Origin of the sequence: Marinisporobacter balticus (assembly GCF_004345705.1) — a bacterium.
GTDB classification, from domain to species: domain Bacteria; phylum Bacillota; class Clostridia; order Peptostreptococcales; family Thermotaleaceae; genus Marinisporobacter; species Marinisporobacter balticus.
This window is the reverse complement of sequence record NZ_SLWV01000001.1, coordinates 56343-74882: the sequence shown is the minus strand read 5'-3', so window position 1 is coordinate 74882 and position 18540 is coordinate 56343. Positions and strand designations below refer to the sequence as shown.

At 31.5% G+C, this 18540-nt stretch carries 19 protein-coding genes and 1 other annotated feature; of the genes, 18 read left to right on the top strand and 1 reads right to left on the bottom strand.

Going from position 1 to position 18540, the window contains the following annotated elements; genetic code table 11:
* The first annotated feature begins 148 nt into the window (after positions 1 to 148).
* The 10 genes from EV214_RS00360 (at position 149) to EV214_RS00315 (ending at position 11604) form a co-directional block, all read left to right on the top strand.
* The gene (locus EV214_RS00360; protein WP_132241555.1) at positions 149 to 664 is read left to right on the top strand and encodes an adenine phosphoribosyltransferase; all 516 of its coding nucleotides are present in this window, start codon (positions 149 to 151) and stop codon (positions 662 to 664) included.
* A 141-nt stretch (positions 665 to 805) separates the two neighbouring features.
* A complete protein-coding gene (locus EV214_RS00355; protein WP_132241553.1) occupies positions 806 to 2992 on the top strand; it encodes a RelA/SpoT family protein in 2187 nt (728 codons plus the stop codon).
* Between the two features lie 23 nt (positions 2993 to 3015).
* Positions 3016 to 3465, top strand: coding sequence for a D-aminoacyl-tRNA deacylase (gene dtd, locus EV214_RS00350; protein WP_132241551.1), 450 nt, complete (start codon positions 3016 to 3018; stop codon positions 3463 to 3465).
* 11 nt (positions 3466 to 3476) lie between these two features.
* Positions 3477 to 4100, top strand: a complete 624-nt coding sequence (locus EV214_RS00345; protein WP_132241549.1) for an MBL fold metallo-hydrolase — start codon at positions 3477 to 3479, stop codon at positions 4098 to 4100.
* A gap of 66 nt (positions 4101 to 4166) precedes the next feature.
* Complete coding sequence (locus EV214_RS00340) at positions 4167 to 4358, top strand: hypothetical protein (RefSeq protein WP_132241547.1); 192 nt, start codon at positions 4167 to 4169, stop codon at positions 4356 to 4358.
* Between the two features lie 9 nt (positions 4359 to 4367).
* Positions 4368 to 5843, top strand: coding sequence for a coproporphyrinogen dehydrogenase HemZ (gene hemZ, locus EV214_RS00335; RefSeq protein WP_243116515.1), 1476 nt, complete (start codon positions 4368 to 4370; stop codon positions 5841 to 5843).
* Between the two features lie 60 nt (positions 5844 to 5903).
* Positions 5904 to 6112: a binding site (T-box leader), on the top strand.
* A gap of 65 nt (positions 6113 to 6177) precedes the next feature.
* The gene (gene hisS / locus EV214_RS00330) at positions 6178 to 7437 is read left to right on the top strand and encodes a histidine--tRNA ligase (protein ID WP_132241543.1); all 1260 of its coding nucleotides are present in this window, start codon (positions 6178 to 6180) and stop codon (positions 7435 to 7437) included.
* Positions 7438 to 7457: 20 nt separating this feature from the next.
* Entirely contained in the window at positions 7458 to 9239 is a 1782-nt protein-coding gene (gene aspS, locus EV214_RS00325) for an aspartate--tRNA ligase (RefSeq protein ID WP_132241541.1), read from the top strand.
* Positions 9240 to 9635: 396 nt separating this feature from the next.
* Complete coding sequence (locus tag EV214_RS00320; protein ID WP_132241539.1) at positions 9636 to 10445, top strand: glycosyl transferase; 810 nt, start codon at positions 9636 to 9638, stop codon at positions 10443 to 10445.
* A gap of 55 nt (positions 10446 to 10500) precedes the next feature.
* Positions 10501 to 11604: a DUF3866 family protein gene (locus EV214_RS00315; protein ID WP_132241537.1), complete on the top strand. Its 1104-nt coding sequence runs from the start codon at positions 10501 to 10503 to the stop codon at positions 11602 to 11604.
* Here the strand turns inward: EV214_RS00315 and EV214_RS19285 are convergent.
* On the bottom strand, positions 11564 to 11695 hold the full coding sequence (locus tag EV214_RS19285) for a hypothetical protein (RefSeq protein WP_279233091.1): 132 nt from the start codon (positions 11693 to 11695) through the stop codon (positions 11564 to 11566). The genes EV214_RS00315 and EV214_RS19285 overlap by 41 nt on opposite strands.
* 76 nt (positions 11696 to 11771) lie before the next feature.
* Between EV214_RS19285 and EV214_RS00310 the strand changes: the two genes are divergently transcribed.
* The 8 genes from EV214_RS00310 (at position 11772) to scpB (ending at position 18512) form a co-directional block, all read left to right on the top strand.
* On the top strand, positions 11772 to 12305 hold the full coding sequence (locus EV214_RS00310; RefSeq protein ID WP_132241535.1) for an NUDIX hydrolase: 534 nt from the start codon (positions 11772 to 11774) through the stop codon (positions 12303 to 12305).
* Positions 12306 to 12407: 102 nt separating this feature from the next.
* Positions 12408 to 13046, top strand: coding sequence for a stage II sporulation protein M (spoIIM, locus tag EV214_RS00305; protein WP_132241533.1), 639 nt, complete (start codon positions 12408 to 12410; stop codon positions 13044 to 13046).
* Positions 13047 to 13071: 25 nt separating this feature from the next.
* The gene (locus EV214_RS00300; protein ID WP_132241531.1) at positions 13072 to 13290 is read left to right on the top strand and encodes a hypothetical protein; all 219 of its coding nucleotides are present in this window, start codon (positions 13072 to 13074) and stop codon (positions 13288 to 13290) included.
* 77 nt (positions 13291 to 13367) lie between these two features.
* Complete coding sequence (gene xerD / locus EV214_RS00295) at positions 13368 to 14255, top strand: site-specific tyrosine recombinase XerD (RefSeq protein ID WP_132241529.1); 888 nt, start codon at positions 13368 to 13370, stop codon at positions 14253 to 14255.
* A gap of 122 nt (positions 14256 to 14377) precedes the next feature.
* A complete protein-coding gene (locus EV214_RS00290; RefSeq protein ID WP_132241527.1) occupies positions 14378 to 15544 on the top strand; it encodes a D-alanyl-D-alanine carboxypeptidase family protein in 1167 nt (388 codons plus the stop codon).
* Positions 15545 to 15823: 279 nt separating this feature from the next.
* Positions 15824 to 16921, top strand: coding sequence for a M24 family metallopeptidase (locus tag EV214_RS00285; RefSeq protein WP_132241525.1), 1098 nt, complete (start codon positions 15824 to 15826; stop codon positions 16919 to 16921).
* Between the two features lie 296 nt (positions 16922 to 17217).
* On the top strand, positions 17218 to 17970 hold the full coding sequence (locus EV214_RS00280; protein ID WP_132241523.1) for a segregation/condensation protein A: 753 nt from the start codon (positions 17218 to 17220) through the stop codon (positions 17968 to 17970).
* 5 nt (positions 17971 to 17975) lie between these two features.
* Positions 17976 to 18512 (top strand): SMC-Scp complex subunit ScpB, encoded by a 537-nt coding sequence (scpB, locus tag EV214_RS00275; RefSeq protein ID WP_132241521.1) that lies wholly within the window; start codon positions 17976 to 17978, stop codon positions 18510 to 18512.
* Positions 18513 to 18540: the final 28 nt, after the last annotated feature.

Here is an 18540-nt window from a genome sequence, read left to right as displayed (position 1 = left end):
GGATTATCCTTGAATAGGCTTATAATATGTCATATAATAAATTGTATATGTGAAATTATATATGATTGAAAGTAGGTTAATTTGAAAGGTTAATGTTGTGTAATAAAGTATCAACTGGGTTTGTGGATAAATAAGGGAGGCGTTTTTAATGAATTTAAAAGAGAAAATAAGGGAAATTGAGGACTATCCAGAGAAAGGAATTAGTTTTAAGGATATTACAACCCTTCTAAAAGATGGAGAAGCTTTTCATGATATGATAGATCAATTGGTAAAAACTATTGAAGATAAAGAATTTGACTTAATTGTTGGACCAGAATCTAGAGGTTTTATTGTTGGAACACCTCTATCTTATGCCACTAAAAAAGGATTCATACCCGTGAGAAAGCCAGGGAAATTGCCTGCTGAAACAATAAAACATGAATATGACTTAGAATATGGTAGTGATGCTTTAGAAATGCATAAAGATGCTATAAAACCTGGGCAAAGGGTAATCATTACAGATGATTTACTTGCAACAGGAGGAACACTACGCTCAACTGTGAAATTAGTGGAACAATTAGGTGGGGAGGTTGTGGGCATACTATGTCTGATGGAACTAACTTACTTAAAAGGGAGAGAAACTTTAAAAGGTTATGATGTAAAATCTTTGATTCAGTATAAATAGTGGTTGGGGATCCAACCACTTCTTTTATATAGCTTGAAAAAGAAATACTATGTTTTTGATTTTATTTGTTATATAATGAATTTAATATTTTGAACATGTACATAATTTTACTGATACTAAAGTGATAAATAGGGTGATGAGATGTTAGAGAAACTATTAGCGCAAATACAACAATATAATCCAAATAGCAATATGAGGTTTATTATAAAAGCCTATAATTTTGCGGATGCTGCACATGAAGGGCAAGTAAGAAAATCGGGTGAAAAATATTTCATTCATCCTGTTGAAGTTGCTAAAATTTTAGCAGAACTTGAGATGGATGATGCAACGATCGTTGCGGGTCTATTACATGATGTGATAGAAGACACGAGATATGATTATGATGAAATTAAAAATGAATTTAGTGAAGAAGTAGCTATTTTAGTAGAAGGGGTAACAAAACTCGGAAGTTTCACTTATGAAACAAAAGAAGAAAGACAAGCAGAAAGCCTTAGAAAAATGTTTCTTGCAATGGCAAAGGACATAAGGGTGATTATTATTAAGCTTGCAGATCGTTTGCATAATATGAGAACCTTGAAGTATATGAATGAAAATAAGAAAAAAGAAAAAGCTGTAGAGACGATTGAAATTTATGCACCTATAGCGCATAGGCTGGGGATATCTAAGATCAAGTGGGAATTAGAAGACCTTTGTTTGCGTTATATTGATCCAGAAGGATATTATGATTTAGTAGATAAGGTAGCAAAAAAAAGAGGAGAAAGAGAAAGCTATATTAATAAGGTTATTCAGGAATTAAAAAAAGCGTTAGTAAATTTAAATATAAAATGTGAAATAAATGGAAGATCTAAACATTTTTATAGTATTTATAGAAAAATGGTTTATCGTCATAAATCATTTGAAGAAATCTTTGATTTAACAGCTGTGCGTGTTTTAGTTCATAGTGTAAAAGATTGTTATGGTGCATTAGGAATGGTACATACCATGTGGAAACCTATTCCAGGTAGATTTAAAGATTATATTGCCATGCCAAAGCCAAATATGTATCAATCTCTTCATACTACTGTTATCGGGCAGAATGGAGAGCCATTAGAAATCCAAATTCGAACATGGGATATGCACAGAATTGCAGAATATGGTATTGCTGCCCATTGGAAGTACAAAGCGGGTAATGAAGGTGACGAAGAGGAAAGTGGAGATAAACTAGATGATAAACTAAGGTGGTTGCGTCAATTATTAGAGTGGCAAAGAGACATGAAAGATCCAAAAGAATTTATGGAGTCTTTAAAAATAGATTTATTTACAAATGAAGTTTTTGTCTTTAGCCCTAAAGGCGATGTGGTGGATCTTCCAGCTGGATCTACACCGATTGATTTTGCATACAAAATTCATTCTGCAATTGGAAATAGTTGCATAGGAGCCAAAGTGAATGGCAGAATTGTACCCATTGATTATAAGTTAAAGAATGGGAACATTGTGGAAGTATTAACTTCAAAACAGAGTCATGGACCAAGCCGAGATTGGTTAAAGTTTGTTAAAAGTACACAAGCAAAAAATAGAATACGGCAATGGTTCAAAAAAGAACGAAAAGAAGAAAATATCGAAAAAGGTAAAGAACTGTTTGAGAAAGAGATTAAAAAAAATGGCTATGAAGTACATGAGCTAGCAAAACCTCAATGGATGAATCAATTAATAAAAAAATTAAGATTAAATACAATAGAAGATCTATATGCAGCGATTGGCTATGGTGGGATTTTACTGAATCAAGTGATACCCAAATTAAAACAACTGCATAAATCTATTCAAAAAGAGGAAAAATCTATAGAAGAAGTAGTGACGCAAAATAAACAATATAAAGATAAAGCAAAGAAAGAAAAGAAAGATGCCCAAGGGGTTAAAGTAAAAGGAATAGACAATATACTTGTGCGGTTTTCAAAGTGTTGTACACCAGTTCCAGGAGATGAAATTGTAGGTTTTATCACAAGGGGACGTGGTGTTTCTGTTCACCGGGCAGATTGTGTGAATATGCTCAAAGGTATAGATTCTTTAGATCGGTTGATAGAAGTTGAATGGGATGAAAATAAACAAAAATCATATGAGACAGAAATACAAATTATTTCTACGGATCGCAAAGGATTATTATCAGAGGTTACAAATTTTTTATCAGACATTAAATTGACTGTAACTGCAGTTAATGCAAGAACAAATAAGGATAAAACGGCGATCGTTAATTTGACAATAGAAATTACGAATATAGAACAATTGAGTAAATTGATTAAAAAGGTTAAGTCAATGCAAGGTGTAGTAGATGTTTATCGTGTGACATCTTAGTTTTTTAAGCAAGGAGGTATAAAATGAGAGCAGTAATTCAAAGAGTAAGCTGTGCAAGTGTAATGGTGGATGGAAGTATTTTAGGTGAAATTGATAAAGGTTTTTTGGTTTTACTAGGGGTTGAAGAAGATGATGAAGAAAAAGATTTAGAATACATGGCTGAAAAAATTGTAAACTTAAGAATATTTGAAGATGAATTTGAAAAAATGAATCTTTCCATTCTAGACATTAGAGGTGATATGCTTATAGTTTCACAGTTTACATTACTTGGAGATTGTCGTAAAGGAAGAAGACCTAATTTTATGAACGCTGCAAAACCTGAAAAGGCGAATGATCTTTATATGAAATTTGTAGAAAAGTGTAAAACTTATGGAATAAAAGTGGAAACAGGTGTCTTTAGGGCCCATATGGAAGTAAGCCTTTGCAATGATGGACCTGTAACGATGTTAATGGATAGTAAGAAGAATTTTTAGGAGGAAAAAAAATGATTTTAGAAAGAATTCCAGCAGGAATTTATGCTGTTAATTGCTATATTCTGGCTTGTGAAGAGACAAAGAAAGCTTGTATTATCGATCCTGGTGGAGATGCGGATGAATTGTTGAGCTATATAGAAAAAAAAGGTCTGGATTTAGCATTTATTCTACTAACCCACGCACACGGAGACCATATTGGTGGCATACCCCAAATAAAGGAAAAAGAAAATACGCCTGTTTTTGTTCATAAAGAAGATGAAAAGATGCTTCAGGATGGCAATAAAAATTTATCAAATATGATGAGTGGACCTAATATAGAAATTGTTGCAGATCGATTACTTTCAGACGGAGAAATTATAGAATTAGGAAAATTAAAACTTCATATTATTCATACCCCAGGACATACCCGTGGAAGTGTCTGTATTAAGGTAGAGGATATGCTTTTTTCAGGAGATACACTTTTTGCAAATTCTATTGGAAGAACGGATTTAGAGGGGGGCTCTTTCGAAGAGATTATCCATTCTATCAAAAGAAAACTGCTAATAATTGAAGATGAAGTAAAAGTATTACCTGGACATGGACCCTATTCATCTATAGGTATAGAGCGCATAAATAATCCATTTATAAATCAATAAAAGTGAATATCCCTAAAGGATTGTGTAAAGAATAAGAATAAAATCAATTCTTTGGGAGGTTGAACCATGAAAAAAAGCGTAGGGAATTATATTAGTAAGAGAAACACGGATAAATTTTCAGAAATAGATTTTCATGATTTTCTCGATATGGTTCAGTCAGGACTTTGTGATGAAGAAATAGCGAATGAATTAGGTGTTCACAAAGGATATGTTGAAAAATTAAAAGATGAAATCAAGAAGGATTATGATATAAGGTGATGAAAAGTGATGAATGTATGTTTAAAAGGACACGATTTTCAATATGAGGTAGGGGAATTGTTGAAAGCTTTTGTAGCGCATGAAAAAATAAATTTTGTGGAAAATGCTTTGGTAGAGGACCAAAGCATTTTGTTAGTAAGTAGTCTTTCGAATAGAGCTGATCAATACATAGTAAATGCAAAAATAATAAAAAGTAATGGCATGATTATTAAAAAACAGATTGAATACAAAATGTGCACAGATGATAAACTGAAAATACGAAAAATGATCAAAGGAAAGATTAAACTTTCTATTTATGATGTTTTAAGTGAATTTTATAATACGACGCTTCCATGGGGGATTCTTACAGGGATCAGACCAACAAAGATTGTACATGAATTGATGAATCAAGGGCTTGATATGACACAAATCGAGAAAAAACTAAAAAATGATTATCGAATGGGCGATGAGAAGATCAATTTAGTGATGAGAATTGCGCAAATTGAGAAACCTTTTATACATAGAAAAAATGATCATAAAGTGAGTATATATGTGAGTATTCCATTTTGTCCCACGCGATGTATCTATTGCTCTTTTCCTTCGAATCCGCTAGATAAAGGGAAGAATCAAATAAAAGAATATTTAGAAGCTTTAATTTACGAGATAACAGAAACTGGGAAAATATTAAAGGAATGTGGAAAAAAAGTAGAATCTTTATATATTGGGGGGGGGACACCCACTACGCTAAATGCTTTAGAATTAGAAACTTTAATCAAAGAAATAAAAGAGCATATAGATCTAAGCTATGTGAAAGAAATAACGGTTGAAGCGGGCAGACCAGATACAATTACAAAAGATAAATTAATGGTTTTGAAGAGAGAAGGTGTAAATAGAATCAGTATTAATCCGCAAACAATGAATCAGAAAACGTTAGATGCTATTGGACGGTCTCATGTGCCTCAAGATATTGTAGAAGCGTATGATTTAGCAAAACAGATTGGGTTTGATGCGATCAATATGGATATAATTGTTGGTTTACCCGGTGAAAATGCTAAAATGGTAGAAGATACGATGAAGGAAATCGAAAAGTTAGATCCACAAAATCTTACTGTACATACTTTAGCTGTTAAAAAGACGTCTCGTCTACGAGAACATATAGAGGATTATCCATTAGCAAAGGAAGAAGAAGTGAAGAAAATGTTAGAGATTACAAGCGATTATGCAAAAAAAATGGCGTTGATACCCTATTATATGTATAGACAAAAATATATGCTTGGCAATCTTGAAAATATTGGATATTGCAAACCGGATCATGAATGTATCTATAACATTCAAATTATGGAAGAAAAACAAAGTATTATTGCTTTAGGCGCAGGCGCTGTATCTAAAATCTATTATGAGGAAGAAAATAGATTAGAAAGAGTACCGAATGTAACAAATCTAGAACAATACATAGAAAGAGTAGAAGAAATGATTGCGCGCAAGAGAAAAGAATTAAGTAATTGATTAGGAAAATATATTGACAGATAAGCGGTTCTTCATTATAATAATAACAAATCGTATATGATACAAGCAGTGATAAGGAAGAGTAGATATAATACTATTGTCAGCGAGTTGAGATGTGGTGAGAGCTCAATAATAAAGATTATATTGAAGACACTTTTGAGCAGATTATCCCAGATTTTGTGAGATAATACGTATTTCGGCGTTAACGAATCTAAGTGGGTTTTCCAAGTAGGGTGGTACCGCGGGATATAAAACTTCTCGTCCCTGGCAATAATAGGGATGGAGAAGTTTTTTTGTGTTCACTCTGAATCATTAGATAAGGGGAGGTTTATATATGTCAATACAAGCACCAAGAGGGACAAAGGATGTTTTACCATCAGAGATTTACAAATGGCATTATGTAGAAAAATTATTTAGAGATGTTTGTGATAAATTTGGGTACAAAGAAATTAGAACGCCTATTTTTGAGCATACGGAATTATTTAAACGTGGTGTAGGTGAAACAACGGATATTGTGCAAAAAGAAATGTATTCCTTTGAAGATAATGGAAAAAGAGAGATTACGCTAAAGCCTGAAGGGACATCTCCTGTCGTAAGAGCTTTTATTGAAAATAAATTGTATGCAGATACCCAACCTACAAAGCTTTATTATGTCACACCATGTTTCAGATATGAGCGACCACAAGCAGGAAGACTTCGTGCATTTCACCAATTTGGGGTTGAAGTTTTTGGCACTGACAATCCCTCTGTGGATGCAGAAGTAATTGGTATTGCGATGGCTTTTTATAAAAAAATTGGTATTATCAATTTGGAACTTAGAATCAATAGCGTGGGATGCCCTGAATGTAGAGCAGCATATAATAAAATATTAAAAGACTATCTAAAGAAAAAACTTTCGAATCTTTGTAATACGTGTCAAGATCGATATGAAAGAAATCCAATGCGTATTATAGATTGTAAGGTGGAAGGTTGCAAAGAACAAATTACAGATATTCCATTGATGATGGATCATTTATGTGATGCGTGTCGGGATGATTTTGATAAATTAAAAGAAAATCTATCTCTTATGGAGATAGAATACTTGGTAGATCCGAGCATTGTAAGAGGCCTTGATTATTATACAAAAACAGCTTTTGAAATTGTCTCACATGAAATTGGTGCGCAGGGAACTGTTTGTGGAGGCGGGAGATATGATGGTTTGGTAGAAGAGTTAGGGGGACCTAAAACTTCAGGAATAGGATTTGGAATGGGAATAGAAAGACTTTTATTAACACTTCACAACAATCAAATTGAAATTCCAAAGCCACAAGGTTTAGAATTATTTATTGCTACTATTGGAGAAAAAGCAGAAAAAGAAGCTGTGAAATTACTACACAAATTAAGACTTGAAGGGATTTTTGCTGAGAAAGATTACTTACACCGAAGCCTAAAAGCCCAGTTTAAATATGCCAATAAACTAAATGCTTCTTTCACGATTGTAATTGGAGATGACGAATTAGATAAAGATATTGTTACATTAAAAAATATGAAAACCAGTGAGCAAACAGAAATCAATCTTAGCAATATACTAAAAGAATTAAAAAATAGACTATAGAATAAATAGGAGGAAAAGTGATGGCAGAAACATTAGGAAGTATGAAAAGAACCCATATGAGCGGTACCCTTAGAACAAATAATATAGATGAAGAAGTTGTATTAATGGGGTGGGTACAAAAAAGACGTAATTTAGGTGGGTTACTATTTGTAGATCTAAGAGATCGATCTGGAATCGCACAAATTATATTTGACAAGGATATTTCAGAAGAAGCTTTCCTAAAAGCAGATAAACTTAGAGGAGAATATGTAATCGGTGTAAAAGGTGTCGTAAAAACGAGAGAATCTATCAATAAAAATATGCTTACTGGAGATATTGAGATATTTGCTAGTGAACTAAAAATATTCTCAGAAGCACAAACACCGCCTATATACATAGAAGATGAAGATGAAGTTTCAGAAAATTTAAGATTAAAATATAGATATTTAGATTTAAGAAAACCTAAGATGCAGAAAAATTTGATGTTTAGGCATAAAATGGCAAAAATCACAAGAGATTTTCTTGACGAAAATGGTTTTGTTGAAACAGAAACCCCTATGCTTGGAAAACCTACGCCAGAGGGAGCAAGAGATTATTTAGTACCAAGTCGTGTAAATCCTGGAAAGTTCTATGCCCTTCCTCAGTCTCCTCAATTATTCAAACAATTATTGATGGCTTCAGGGATGGATCGATATTTTCAAATTGTAAAATGTTTTAGAGATGAAGATTTAAGAGCGGATAGACAACCTGAGTTTACACAAATTGATATTGAAATGTCATTTGTTGATATTGAAGATGTATTATCAATGAATGAAAGATTATTAAAGAAAATTTTTAAAGAAATGATGAATATAGACATACAGCTTCCGCTACAAAGAATGCCTTATAGTGAAGCAATGGAAAGATATGGTTCAGATAAACCAGATGTTCGTTTCGGATTTGAACTAACAGGGTTAAATGAACTAGTAGAAAATTGTGGGTTTAAAGTATTTAGTGATACGATTAAAAATGGTGGAGATGTTCGAGGAATCAATATAAAGGGACATGGAGATGATTATAGCAGAAAAAAAATAGGGAAACTCGAAGATTATGTTAAAACTTATGGAGCAAAAGGATTAGCGTGGATAAAAATTACCAATGAAGGCCCGACTTCTCCAATTGCTAAATTCTTTAGTGATGAGGAAATGAACAAAATTATTGAAAGATTTGAAGCGAAAGAAGGAGATTTGATCCTTATAGTAGCAGATAGACCAAATGTAGTATTTGATGCATTAGGACATTTAAGGGTAGAAATTGCAAAACAATTAGATCTTTTAAATAAAAATGATTATAAACTACTTTGGGTAACAGATTTTCCTTTATTTGAATATGACGAGGAAGAAAAGAGATATGTTGCAAAACATCATCCATTCACTTCACCAAAGGAAGAGGATCTTCATTTATTAGAAACTGAGCCACACAAAGTATGCGCAAAGGCATATGATATTGTTTTAAATGGTGTAGAAATAGGTGGTGGAAGTATTCGAATCCACAATAGCGAACTTCAGCAAAAGATGTTTAAAGCTTTAGGACTTAGCGAAGAAGAAGCTTGGGAAAAATTCGGATATTTACTTGAAGCTTTTAAATATGGAACACCGCCACACGGTGGGATTGCATATGGATTAGACCGATTTGTTATGTTACTAACAGGAAATGATAGTATCAGAGAAGTGATTGCTTTCCCTAAAACACAAAATGCTTCATCACCTATGACAGAGGACCCTTCAACAGTAGATAAAAAACAATTAGAAGAATTGCATATTGAATTGGCATTAGAAAAATAAATATGGAGTGCTTTTAAGCACTCTTCTTTGATTGCCAAGGTTACGGATAGATAGGTTCTGTATTTGTCGTATACAGAGGAGCATCAAAAAGTAAGCAATTTATTTTTTCTTATGCTTAATAATAATATATAATAAAGACAAGAGACCAGCTAGTAATAGTCAATAGATAAATTATGAAAATCGTTCTCTTCCCAAGGTGATTACATCTAACTGCTATCAAGAGCTATTATATAACGGAAATGACCATCAAGTTAAGATTCCTTAACAGGAAATATATCATAGAAAACTCGATAAGAAATTTGAACAAAGAAAGGAATATGGTTATTAATGTTCAGTAGAAGAGGTCCTTGTTTTCTACGTGAATGATACAACTATATTATACAAGGAGATGAAGTAATGATGATATCTATAATATTTTTAAGTGTAAGCTTCATGATAAGTAAATTCATTATGCCAATGTTTTTTCATTTATTATACGATACGGAGTCTATAAAGGATAATTATAGAGGTGAAAGTATTCCAGTAGGGTTAGGACTCATATTTATTCCAGTCATTACGATAAATACGATTTGTTTAATCCTTTGGAGAACAGGGGATAATGCATTAGATCTTATGTTTTTAATAGGGTGCTTTGCTATGGGATTAGCAGGATTACTAGATGATTTGCTAGGAAATAGAGATGTTACAGGACTCAAGGGGCATCTTAAGATGATGTTAAAATTAAAATTAACAACTGGGGGTTTTAAAGCGGCCTTTGGCGGATTGGTTGCATTCACAATCAGTATAATCATCTCTAAAGATCCTATCAATATCGTTATGAACACTTTGATTATAGCGTTTTTCACAAATTTTATAAATCTATTAGATTTAAGGCCAGGCAGAGCGTTAAAAGGATTTCTAATCAGTGGTGTTGCTTTAGTGTTAAATCCTATTTATGAAATCTTTAGATACTTACTATTTGGGCTTATGGGCGCTACATTAGCGTATTTGCCATATGATTTAAAAGCAAAATCCATGATGGGAGATGTAGGATCAAATATTCTAGGGGTTTCATTAGGCATTGTATGTGCTTCTTCAGATTTTCATGTACGTGTGGTTGTCCTCGGATTTTTGGTTGGAATACATATTTATACGGAGAAATATTCTTTAACACAAACGATTCAAAAAGTGAAAATATTAAGATATATTGATAAAATAGGTAGATAATGGATCTGTCTTTTTCTTTCATTGAGGGATAAAAAATTTATGATGAAAAGAGGGAATGATTTTGATTGGTGTAAAGATAGGAAAAGCTATTGAAATTTTAGAAGAAGGGGATAATAAAACAGAAGTTTTGGTAAAGATAAATGATAAACATGATAAGGCTGTAAATTATAATAGATTAACAGGTCGTGTTAGGATTGGGGATGATTTATTATTAAATACCACGGCGGTTGATCTAAATCTTGGAACGGGTGGCTATCACTTTGTATTATCAAATTTAGATAGACCAAGCATCAATCTGTCACCGGGTGGTCATATTATGAAATTGAGATACTCACCTTTTCAAGTAAAGGTATGTGCTGCTGAAGAACAAGAGAGTATATACCATGAAGTTTTTAAAACGTTTCAGTCTCTAAATCATATGCCTGTGGTCATAGGAACGCTACATAGTATGCTTCCACCAATAATAGAAGTATTAAAAGCGAATAACAAAAATATAAAAATTGCTTACATTATGACGGATGGCGCAGCACTACCTATTGATCTAAGCAATATTGTAAAAGATCTAAAAGAGAAAGTATTAATAGAAGGAACCATAACCATTGGGAACGCTTTTGGTGGGGACTTAGATTGTGTAAATATTTACAATGGACTTATTGCAGCAAAAGATATACTAAAATGTGATATTGTAGTTGTTACAATGGGACCTGGTATAGTAGGTACGGCTACCCAGTTTGGCTTTAGTGGGATAGAACAAGGAAATATTATTGACGCTGTAAATGATTTAGGAGGAACACCTATTGCAGTACCTAGAATAACTTTTGCTGATATGCGAAAAAGGCATAGCGGAATGAGTCATCATACCCTTACGGTACTTGATAAAATAAGCAAAACCAAAGCTTTTGTAGGGATTCCAAAATTTGAAAAAAGTAAAAATGAATATATTTCTTCCCAAATAAATCATACAAGTATTCAAATGAAACATAAAATAATACATATAGATCCAGTAAATGTAACAAGCATCCTTGAAAAATCAACGCTGAATATGCGCACAATGGGAAGAAGTTTTCAAAAAGATAAAGAGTTTTTTATCACAGCTGGGGTGGCTGCACAACTAGGGATTATGGTTTTAAATGATCCTCAATTAGATCTTTTAAAGTAGTATATTCATGAGAGAGATCTTCTAAAACCTCTAATAAATCTGAAACTTTACCAATAAGATAAAATTGATTATGGGTTACGACTTTATACATTTTATCACATCCTTAAATTTTGGTTATTATATGATATGATAGCTTGTCTTTAAATATGTTTGTTAGGAGGAAAATTATGCTACAAAATGAGAAAACCATTCGTTCTGAAAAAATTTTTCAAGGGAAGATTATAAATCTAAGGCTAGATACGGTGCAGTTATCAGATGAAAAAGAATATAGCAGAGAAATCATTGAACATTCTGGAGGCGCAGCTATTATACCTATTACAGAAGATAACAAAATTATTATGGTGAGACAGTTTAGAAAACCAGTAGAAGATTTTTTACTAGAGGTGCCTGCTGGAAAACTAGATAAGGGCGAAGATCCATTGGTTTGTGCTGTTAGAGAGTTGAAAGAAGAGACTGGTTATGAAGCAAAAGATGTAAAATTTTTATTTAGCTTTTATTCATCACCTGGATTTTCAAATGAGATGCTGTATTTGTATGTAGCAAAGGATCTCATTTCTGGTGAAGTCAATCCAGATGAAGGGGAATATATTGAAATTGAAAGTTATAGCATCGATGAATTATTAAATATGATTTATAATGGAGAAATAAAAGATGGCAAAACCATTACTGCAATCATGGCAGTAAAAGATTTTCTTTTCTAACAATAAGTAGTGGACAAAATAAAATAGACAAGGCATATTATCACGCTATCTTGCATAATATTTTATAAAACATAAGATATAGGTAAGAAAGGGGGATTTGTTTTGTCTAAAAAATTTCGAACAATTGCATATAACCATATACAAGGAAATGCGATGATATATTTTTTTGTATGTATGTTTTTTATTATAGGTATTTCAGCGGGTGCATTTACAGTAAAGACTTTAGCAGATTATCAAAAACAAGAACTTATAAGCTATATGAAAAGTTTTTTTCAGATATTAAGCAATAAGCCTATTGACGGATTATCTGTACTTAAGCAGTCTTTAATAAATAATTTACAAACGGCAACATTCATTTGGATACTGGGTATAACGGTTGTAGGTGTGCCATTAATATTGTTATTAATTGCTATAAGGGGATTGATTATAGGTTTTACAGTGGGATTCTTGGTAGAGCAATTGGGGGTTAAAGGAATTCTCTTTTCTTTTATTTCCGTCTTTCCTCAAAATTTGGTGATTATACCAAGTATTATTGTTATTGCTGTTATGGGTATTGGGTTTTCTAAAATGATTATTCGAAATAAGTTCAATAAATCCTATAATACAAGTAATAATACATTTAAACAGTTTATATTATATAGTACAATTAATGCTTTTATTTTTACTTTCATTATTGCAGGATGTATTATTGAAGCTTATGTAACACCTGTGTTCATGAAAATATTATCTAGCTATATGTAAGGAAAGTGATCTAGGGGGAGCAAAAATGGGAAAACAATTTGGGATATTTATTAAAATTTTATTGATTTTAATCATATTTTCTATTTTATTACCTCGTTTCATTGATCATTTAATCAATATGTATATGATTGAAGAAAAAAATACTAGACCAAGAGGAAATAGTACTTTTGTATCAAGCGCTTATATTGAAACAAATAAGTTAAAAGAAAATTTCTTAGAGAGCATAAAATCTTTTATGAAATAATGAAAAGAATAAAGGGTTTTTAGACTGTTTGTTGAATAATACAAAAGATGTACTTCAAAATAAAGGGGAAAAGTTTAATGAATATGTATCTAGAAGGTTTTACCCATTACCTTGTATATGAAAAAGAACTATCAAAAAATACGTTAGAATCATATAAGCGAGATATTTCTCAATTTAAGGACTTTTTAGAAGAAAGAAATATAGAAAATATAAAAAATGTAAATAAAACGACAATTATTACCTATTTGCTACACTTACAAAAAATTGGAAAAGCAACATCAACCATTTCACGAAATCTTGCATCTATTCGTTCTTTTTGTCAATTTCTTTTAAATGAAAAATATATTGAAAAAGATCCAACGATTCATTTAGAATCTCCTAAAGCTGAAAAGAAACTGCCTGCTGTTTTAACATTAAAGGAAGTTGAGCTATTATTATCTCAGCCTGATGATCAGAATGCAAAGGGTATGCGAGATAAAGCCATGTTAGAACTCTTGTATGCAACGGGCATACGTGTTTCTGAACTTGTGGCCCTAGATTGTGCTCATATAAATTTGGATATGGGATATATTAAATGTTGTGGTAGTCATTTGAAAGAAAGAATCATTCCTGTAGGGGCTATAGCAAAGAAAGCAATGAAAAAATACATAAAAAATGCACGTGAAAATCTTTTAAAAGAAGAAATGGAACAGGCACTATTTGTAAATTATTATGGAACAAGATTAACACGACAAGGATTTTGGAAAATTATTAAAAAGTATACGAGTAAAGCACAAATTAATAAAAAAATAACACCACATACATTAAGACATTCTTTTGCTACGCATTTAATTCAAAATGGCGCTGATTTAAAATCTGTTCAAGAAATGTTAGGGCATTCAGACATATCTACAACACAAGTTTATACATTACTGACAAAAAATAAAATTAAGGAAGTTTATAATAAAGCACATCCAAGAGCCTAATAAGGCTCTTTTTCATTGCTATAACCTAAAATTTCAAGTAATGCGATGATTGTCCTCCTGTGCATAACATAAGTTATTGCTGGAAAAGATAAGATTAAACTAAAAATCAAGGAGGACTTAATATGAGACTAAAAAGGTTTAAAATAATTGTTTATTTTATATGCGTTATGTTAATTTCTAGCAATTGTTGTTTATTTGTATATGGGCAAGAATTTGAAGTAAATGCAAGATCTGCAATTTTAATGGATGCAGGGAGTGGAAAAATAATTTATGAAAAGAATATACATGATAAACTTCCACCTGCAAGTGTGACAAAGGTCATGACAATGCTACTTGCAATGGAAGCGATTGACAAAGGTTCAATTTCTTTAGAGGATCAAGTCTTAATCAGTGAACGTGCAGCCTCAATGGGAGGAAGTCAATTATATTTAGAGCCTGGGGAGGAAAAATCAGTAAATGACCTTTTAAAAGGAATTGCTGTAGCTTCAGCAAATGATGGTTGCGTTGCATTAGGAGAACATATAAGTGGAACAGAAGAAATGTTTGTCAAAAGGATGAATGAAAGAGCAAAAGAACTCGGAATGAGTGATACCCAATTTATGAATACAAATGGATTACCTCAAGAGGGACATTATTCAAGTGCTTATGATATTGCGTTGATGTCTAAGGAATTATTAAAGTATCCTAAGATACATGATTATTTGACCATATGGATGTCCTCTATGAAAGTGGGGTTAGCGAATAAAAAACAAACCAGTTTGCAACTGACAAATACCAATAAGCTAATCAGAACCTATCCTGGAGCAAATGGAATAAAAACAGGATATACTTCAGATGCAAAATATTGTTTGTCAGCTTCAGCTAAAAAAAATGGATTCAATTTGATTACGGTCATTTTAGGAAGCCCAACTTCTAAAATAAGATTTTCAGAAGCTACAGGATTGTTAAATTATGGATTTGCTGCTTATAGTACAGTGCCTATTGCAAAGAAAAATCAGATGATTGAGCCATTAGTGGTTGAAAAAGGAAAAGAAGCAAAAGTAAATGCTGTGGCAAAAGATGATTTAAGTGCTTTAGTAAAAAAAGGAGAAGAAAGTAAAGTACAAAAAGAAATTATACTACCAAAGAGTATAAAAGCACCTTTTAAAGCTAATGAAAAAGTTGGAGAGATTATATTAAAAAAAGATGGACAAGAAATCGGAAGGGTAGATATTGTAACGCAAAGCGAAGTTACATCAGCTTCAGCTTTGAATATGTTTCAAAAAATGATTATAAAAACAATACAATGATATAAAAAGAAGTGATTACAATAGACATGTAGTCGCTTCTTTTTTAGTATTACAATTAAGATGAAACAGGTACAAAAGTATTTTCTTGAAGGTGTTTTATAGAATTAATAGAATATATTAACATTATGAAAAGTATATATATAAAGTGCAAAAATAACTTGTTGATATTGAGAAGGAAATAATTAAACGAACAAGCATGATTGGTGAGTTTATTTTCATTATTCCTATGTATGATAAAATTTAGAATATAAAGAAATTGATGAACAGGGGGAATAAAAAATGTTTAATAGGAAGTACATTGACAAATTAACAACAGAAATGGAAAAAAGAGAAGTAGATGCAATGATTATAACACCTTCAACAGATTTAGAATTTTTAATGGGCTTTTCACCGCACATGGACGAAAGATTTCAAGGACTTTTTTATCTAAAAGATCGTAGATATTTTTATATCGTACCGAAACTAAATGAAGAAGAAATTGGAAAAGCGATAGGAAAAGATGCTGCTATTTATGCGTGGGATGATGGAGAAGGATACTTAGGGCAAGTAAAAAAAGCATTTGAAGATTTTGATTTAATGCATAAAAAAATTGCTGTAAATGGAAGTACTAGGGCTATTAGCATGTTAGACATTCAAGGGATCGTAGAAGTGAATTTTATAAATGGAAATGAAATATTAGAAGAAATAAGAATCATTAAAGATGAAGAGGAAACAGAATATCTTAGAAAAGCTGCGAAACTCGCAGATGAAGTATATGAGGATATTGTAAAATTTATTCGTCCAGGAATACAAGAAAAGGACATTAAAGACAAAATAGAAGAACTATTTATGGAAAAAGGTGGCGATGGATTATCATTTAATCCCATTATTGCATCAGGTCCAAATAGTTCTAAACCTCACTATAATGAATATGCAAGATATATTCAGGAGAAAGATGTAATTATTTTAGATTTTGGATGTACCTATAAAGGTCTTTGTTCAGATATGTCTAGAACTGTTTTTGTGGGCGGAATATCAGATGAAGAAAGAAAAGTATATGAAATTATCTATCAAGCGAATAAAGCGGGAGAAAAAGCTGCTAAAGAAGGGGTAGCTGCAGAAAGTGTTGATAAAGTATCTAGAGATGTTATAAAGAATGCTGGATATGGAGAATATTTTTTGAATAGACTTGGACATGGTATTGGATATAGTGTCCATGAAGCTCCCGACATTAAAGGTGGAAATGAAAGAATTTTAGAAAAAGGCATGGCTTTTAGCATCGAACCAGGAATTTATATGCCGGGGAAATTTGGTATGAGAATAGAAGATATCGTATGTATTACAGAAAATGGATCAGAAGTATTGAATAAAGCAAGCAAAGAAATTATTATTGTATAAAAAGTGGCATTTTTTATAAATGCTACTTTTTATATGCTTACGAAAGATATAATCATTAAATACAGGTATAATTACTATTACTTCAGTAAGTTCCGAGTAGAGAAATAAGTTGGAATATATTAATAAGAAATATTTTCATCTATATTTTCTTTTCCACAAAATAAATAAACCAGTATAACAAGGATATACAAATTATTTCATTATATTTCTCTCTATATAGACAATTATGGTATAATAATGTAGCATCGCTTATATTCAATAAGAATAAGTTTTAATAATAAAGCAGGTGAAGAAATATGACATATCAAATAAAACTAGAAGCTTTTGAAGGACCATTTGATCTATTGTTTCACTTGATTGAGAAAGCAAAAGTAGATATATACAATATCCCTATTGCAGAGATCGCAGAACAATATGTTCAGTATATTGAAGATATAAAAAAATTTGATTTAGAAATTACGAGTGAATTTTTAGTTATGGCAGCTACACTCATAGAAATTAAATCAAAAATGCTCCTTCCAAATAAAAAAGAAGAACAACTAGAAATGGATATAGTAGAGGAAGATCCTAGAGAAGCTTTAGTAAAGCGGTTGATTGAATATAAAAAATATAAAAATGCAGCAACTGAATTTAAAAATCGTGAAGAAATATATACAAAATTTTTTTATAAGCAACCAGAGCAATTTGACCAATTTGTTAGGAGTGATACACAAGAATTAGGAGAATTAGAAATGAAAGATCTTTTAGATGCTTTCAATCGTATGCTAAAGAAAAGAAAGAAAATAAATCAAAACAGAATCCATATTAAAGAAATAAAAAGAGAAGAGATTACTTTAGAGGACAAAATTAAGCAAGTTAAAAACTTGATTTATCAAAAGAATTCATTAGAATTTGAAAAGTTTTTCATAAATTCTTTTGATAAAAGCGAAATTGTTGTAACCTTTTTAGCAATTTTAGAATTAATGAAATTAAAATTTATTGTTGTAGAACAAAATGGAACATTTGGAAATATGGTGGTGACAAGAAATATTGAAAATGATGAGAGGTAGAAAGAATGGAAGAAAAAGAGGTTAAGTCAATTATAGAAGCGATGTTATTTGTATGGGGAGACCCACTAAATATTAAATCTATTGCGGATATATTAAATTTACCTTCTGCGTTTATTCGAAAGTCTTTAATGGATCTTAAAAAAGAGTATGAAATAGAAGATAGAGGCATTCAAATAATAGAAGTAAACAATAGCTTTCAACTATGTACAAATAATAAGCATTTTGAATATATTCAAAATTTATGTAAACCCGTTCAAAATAAAGGATTAACACAAGCAGCTTTAGAAGTACTTGTAATTATAGCATATAATCAGCCGATTACAAGACCGGGCATTGAATCGATTCGAGGGGTAAAGAGTGATAAAGCAATAAATACGCTTATTGAAAAAGAACTAATCATAGAAAAGGGAAGATTAGAGAGAACAGGTCGACCCATTCTATATGGAACTACGGACACATTCTTAAAATCTTTTGGACTAAACAGTTTAGAGGAATTGCCTAAAATAGAGGATTTTGAAACATTAGATTTCACCGATGAATAATTTATCGGTGTTATTTTTTTTGAAATCA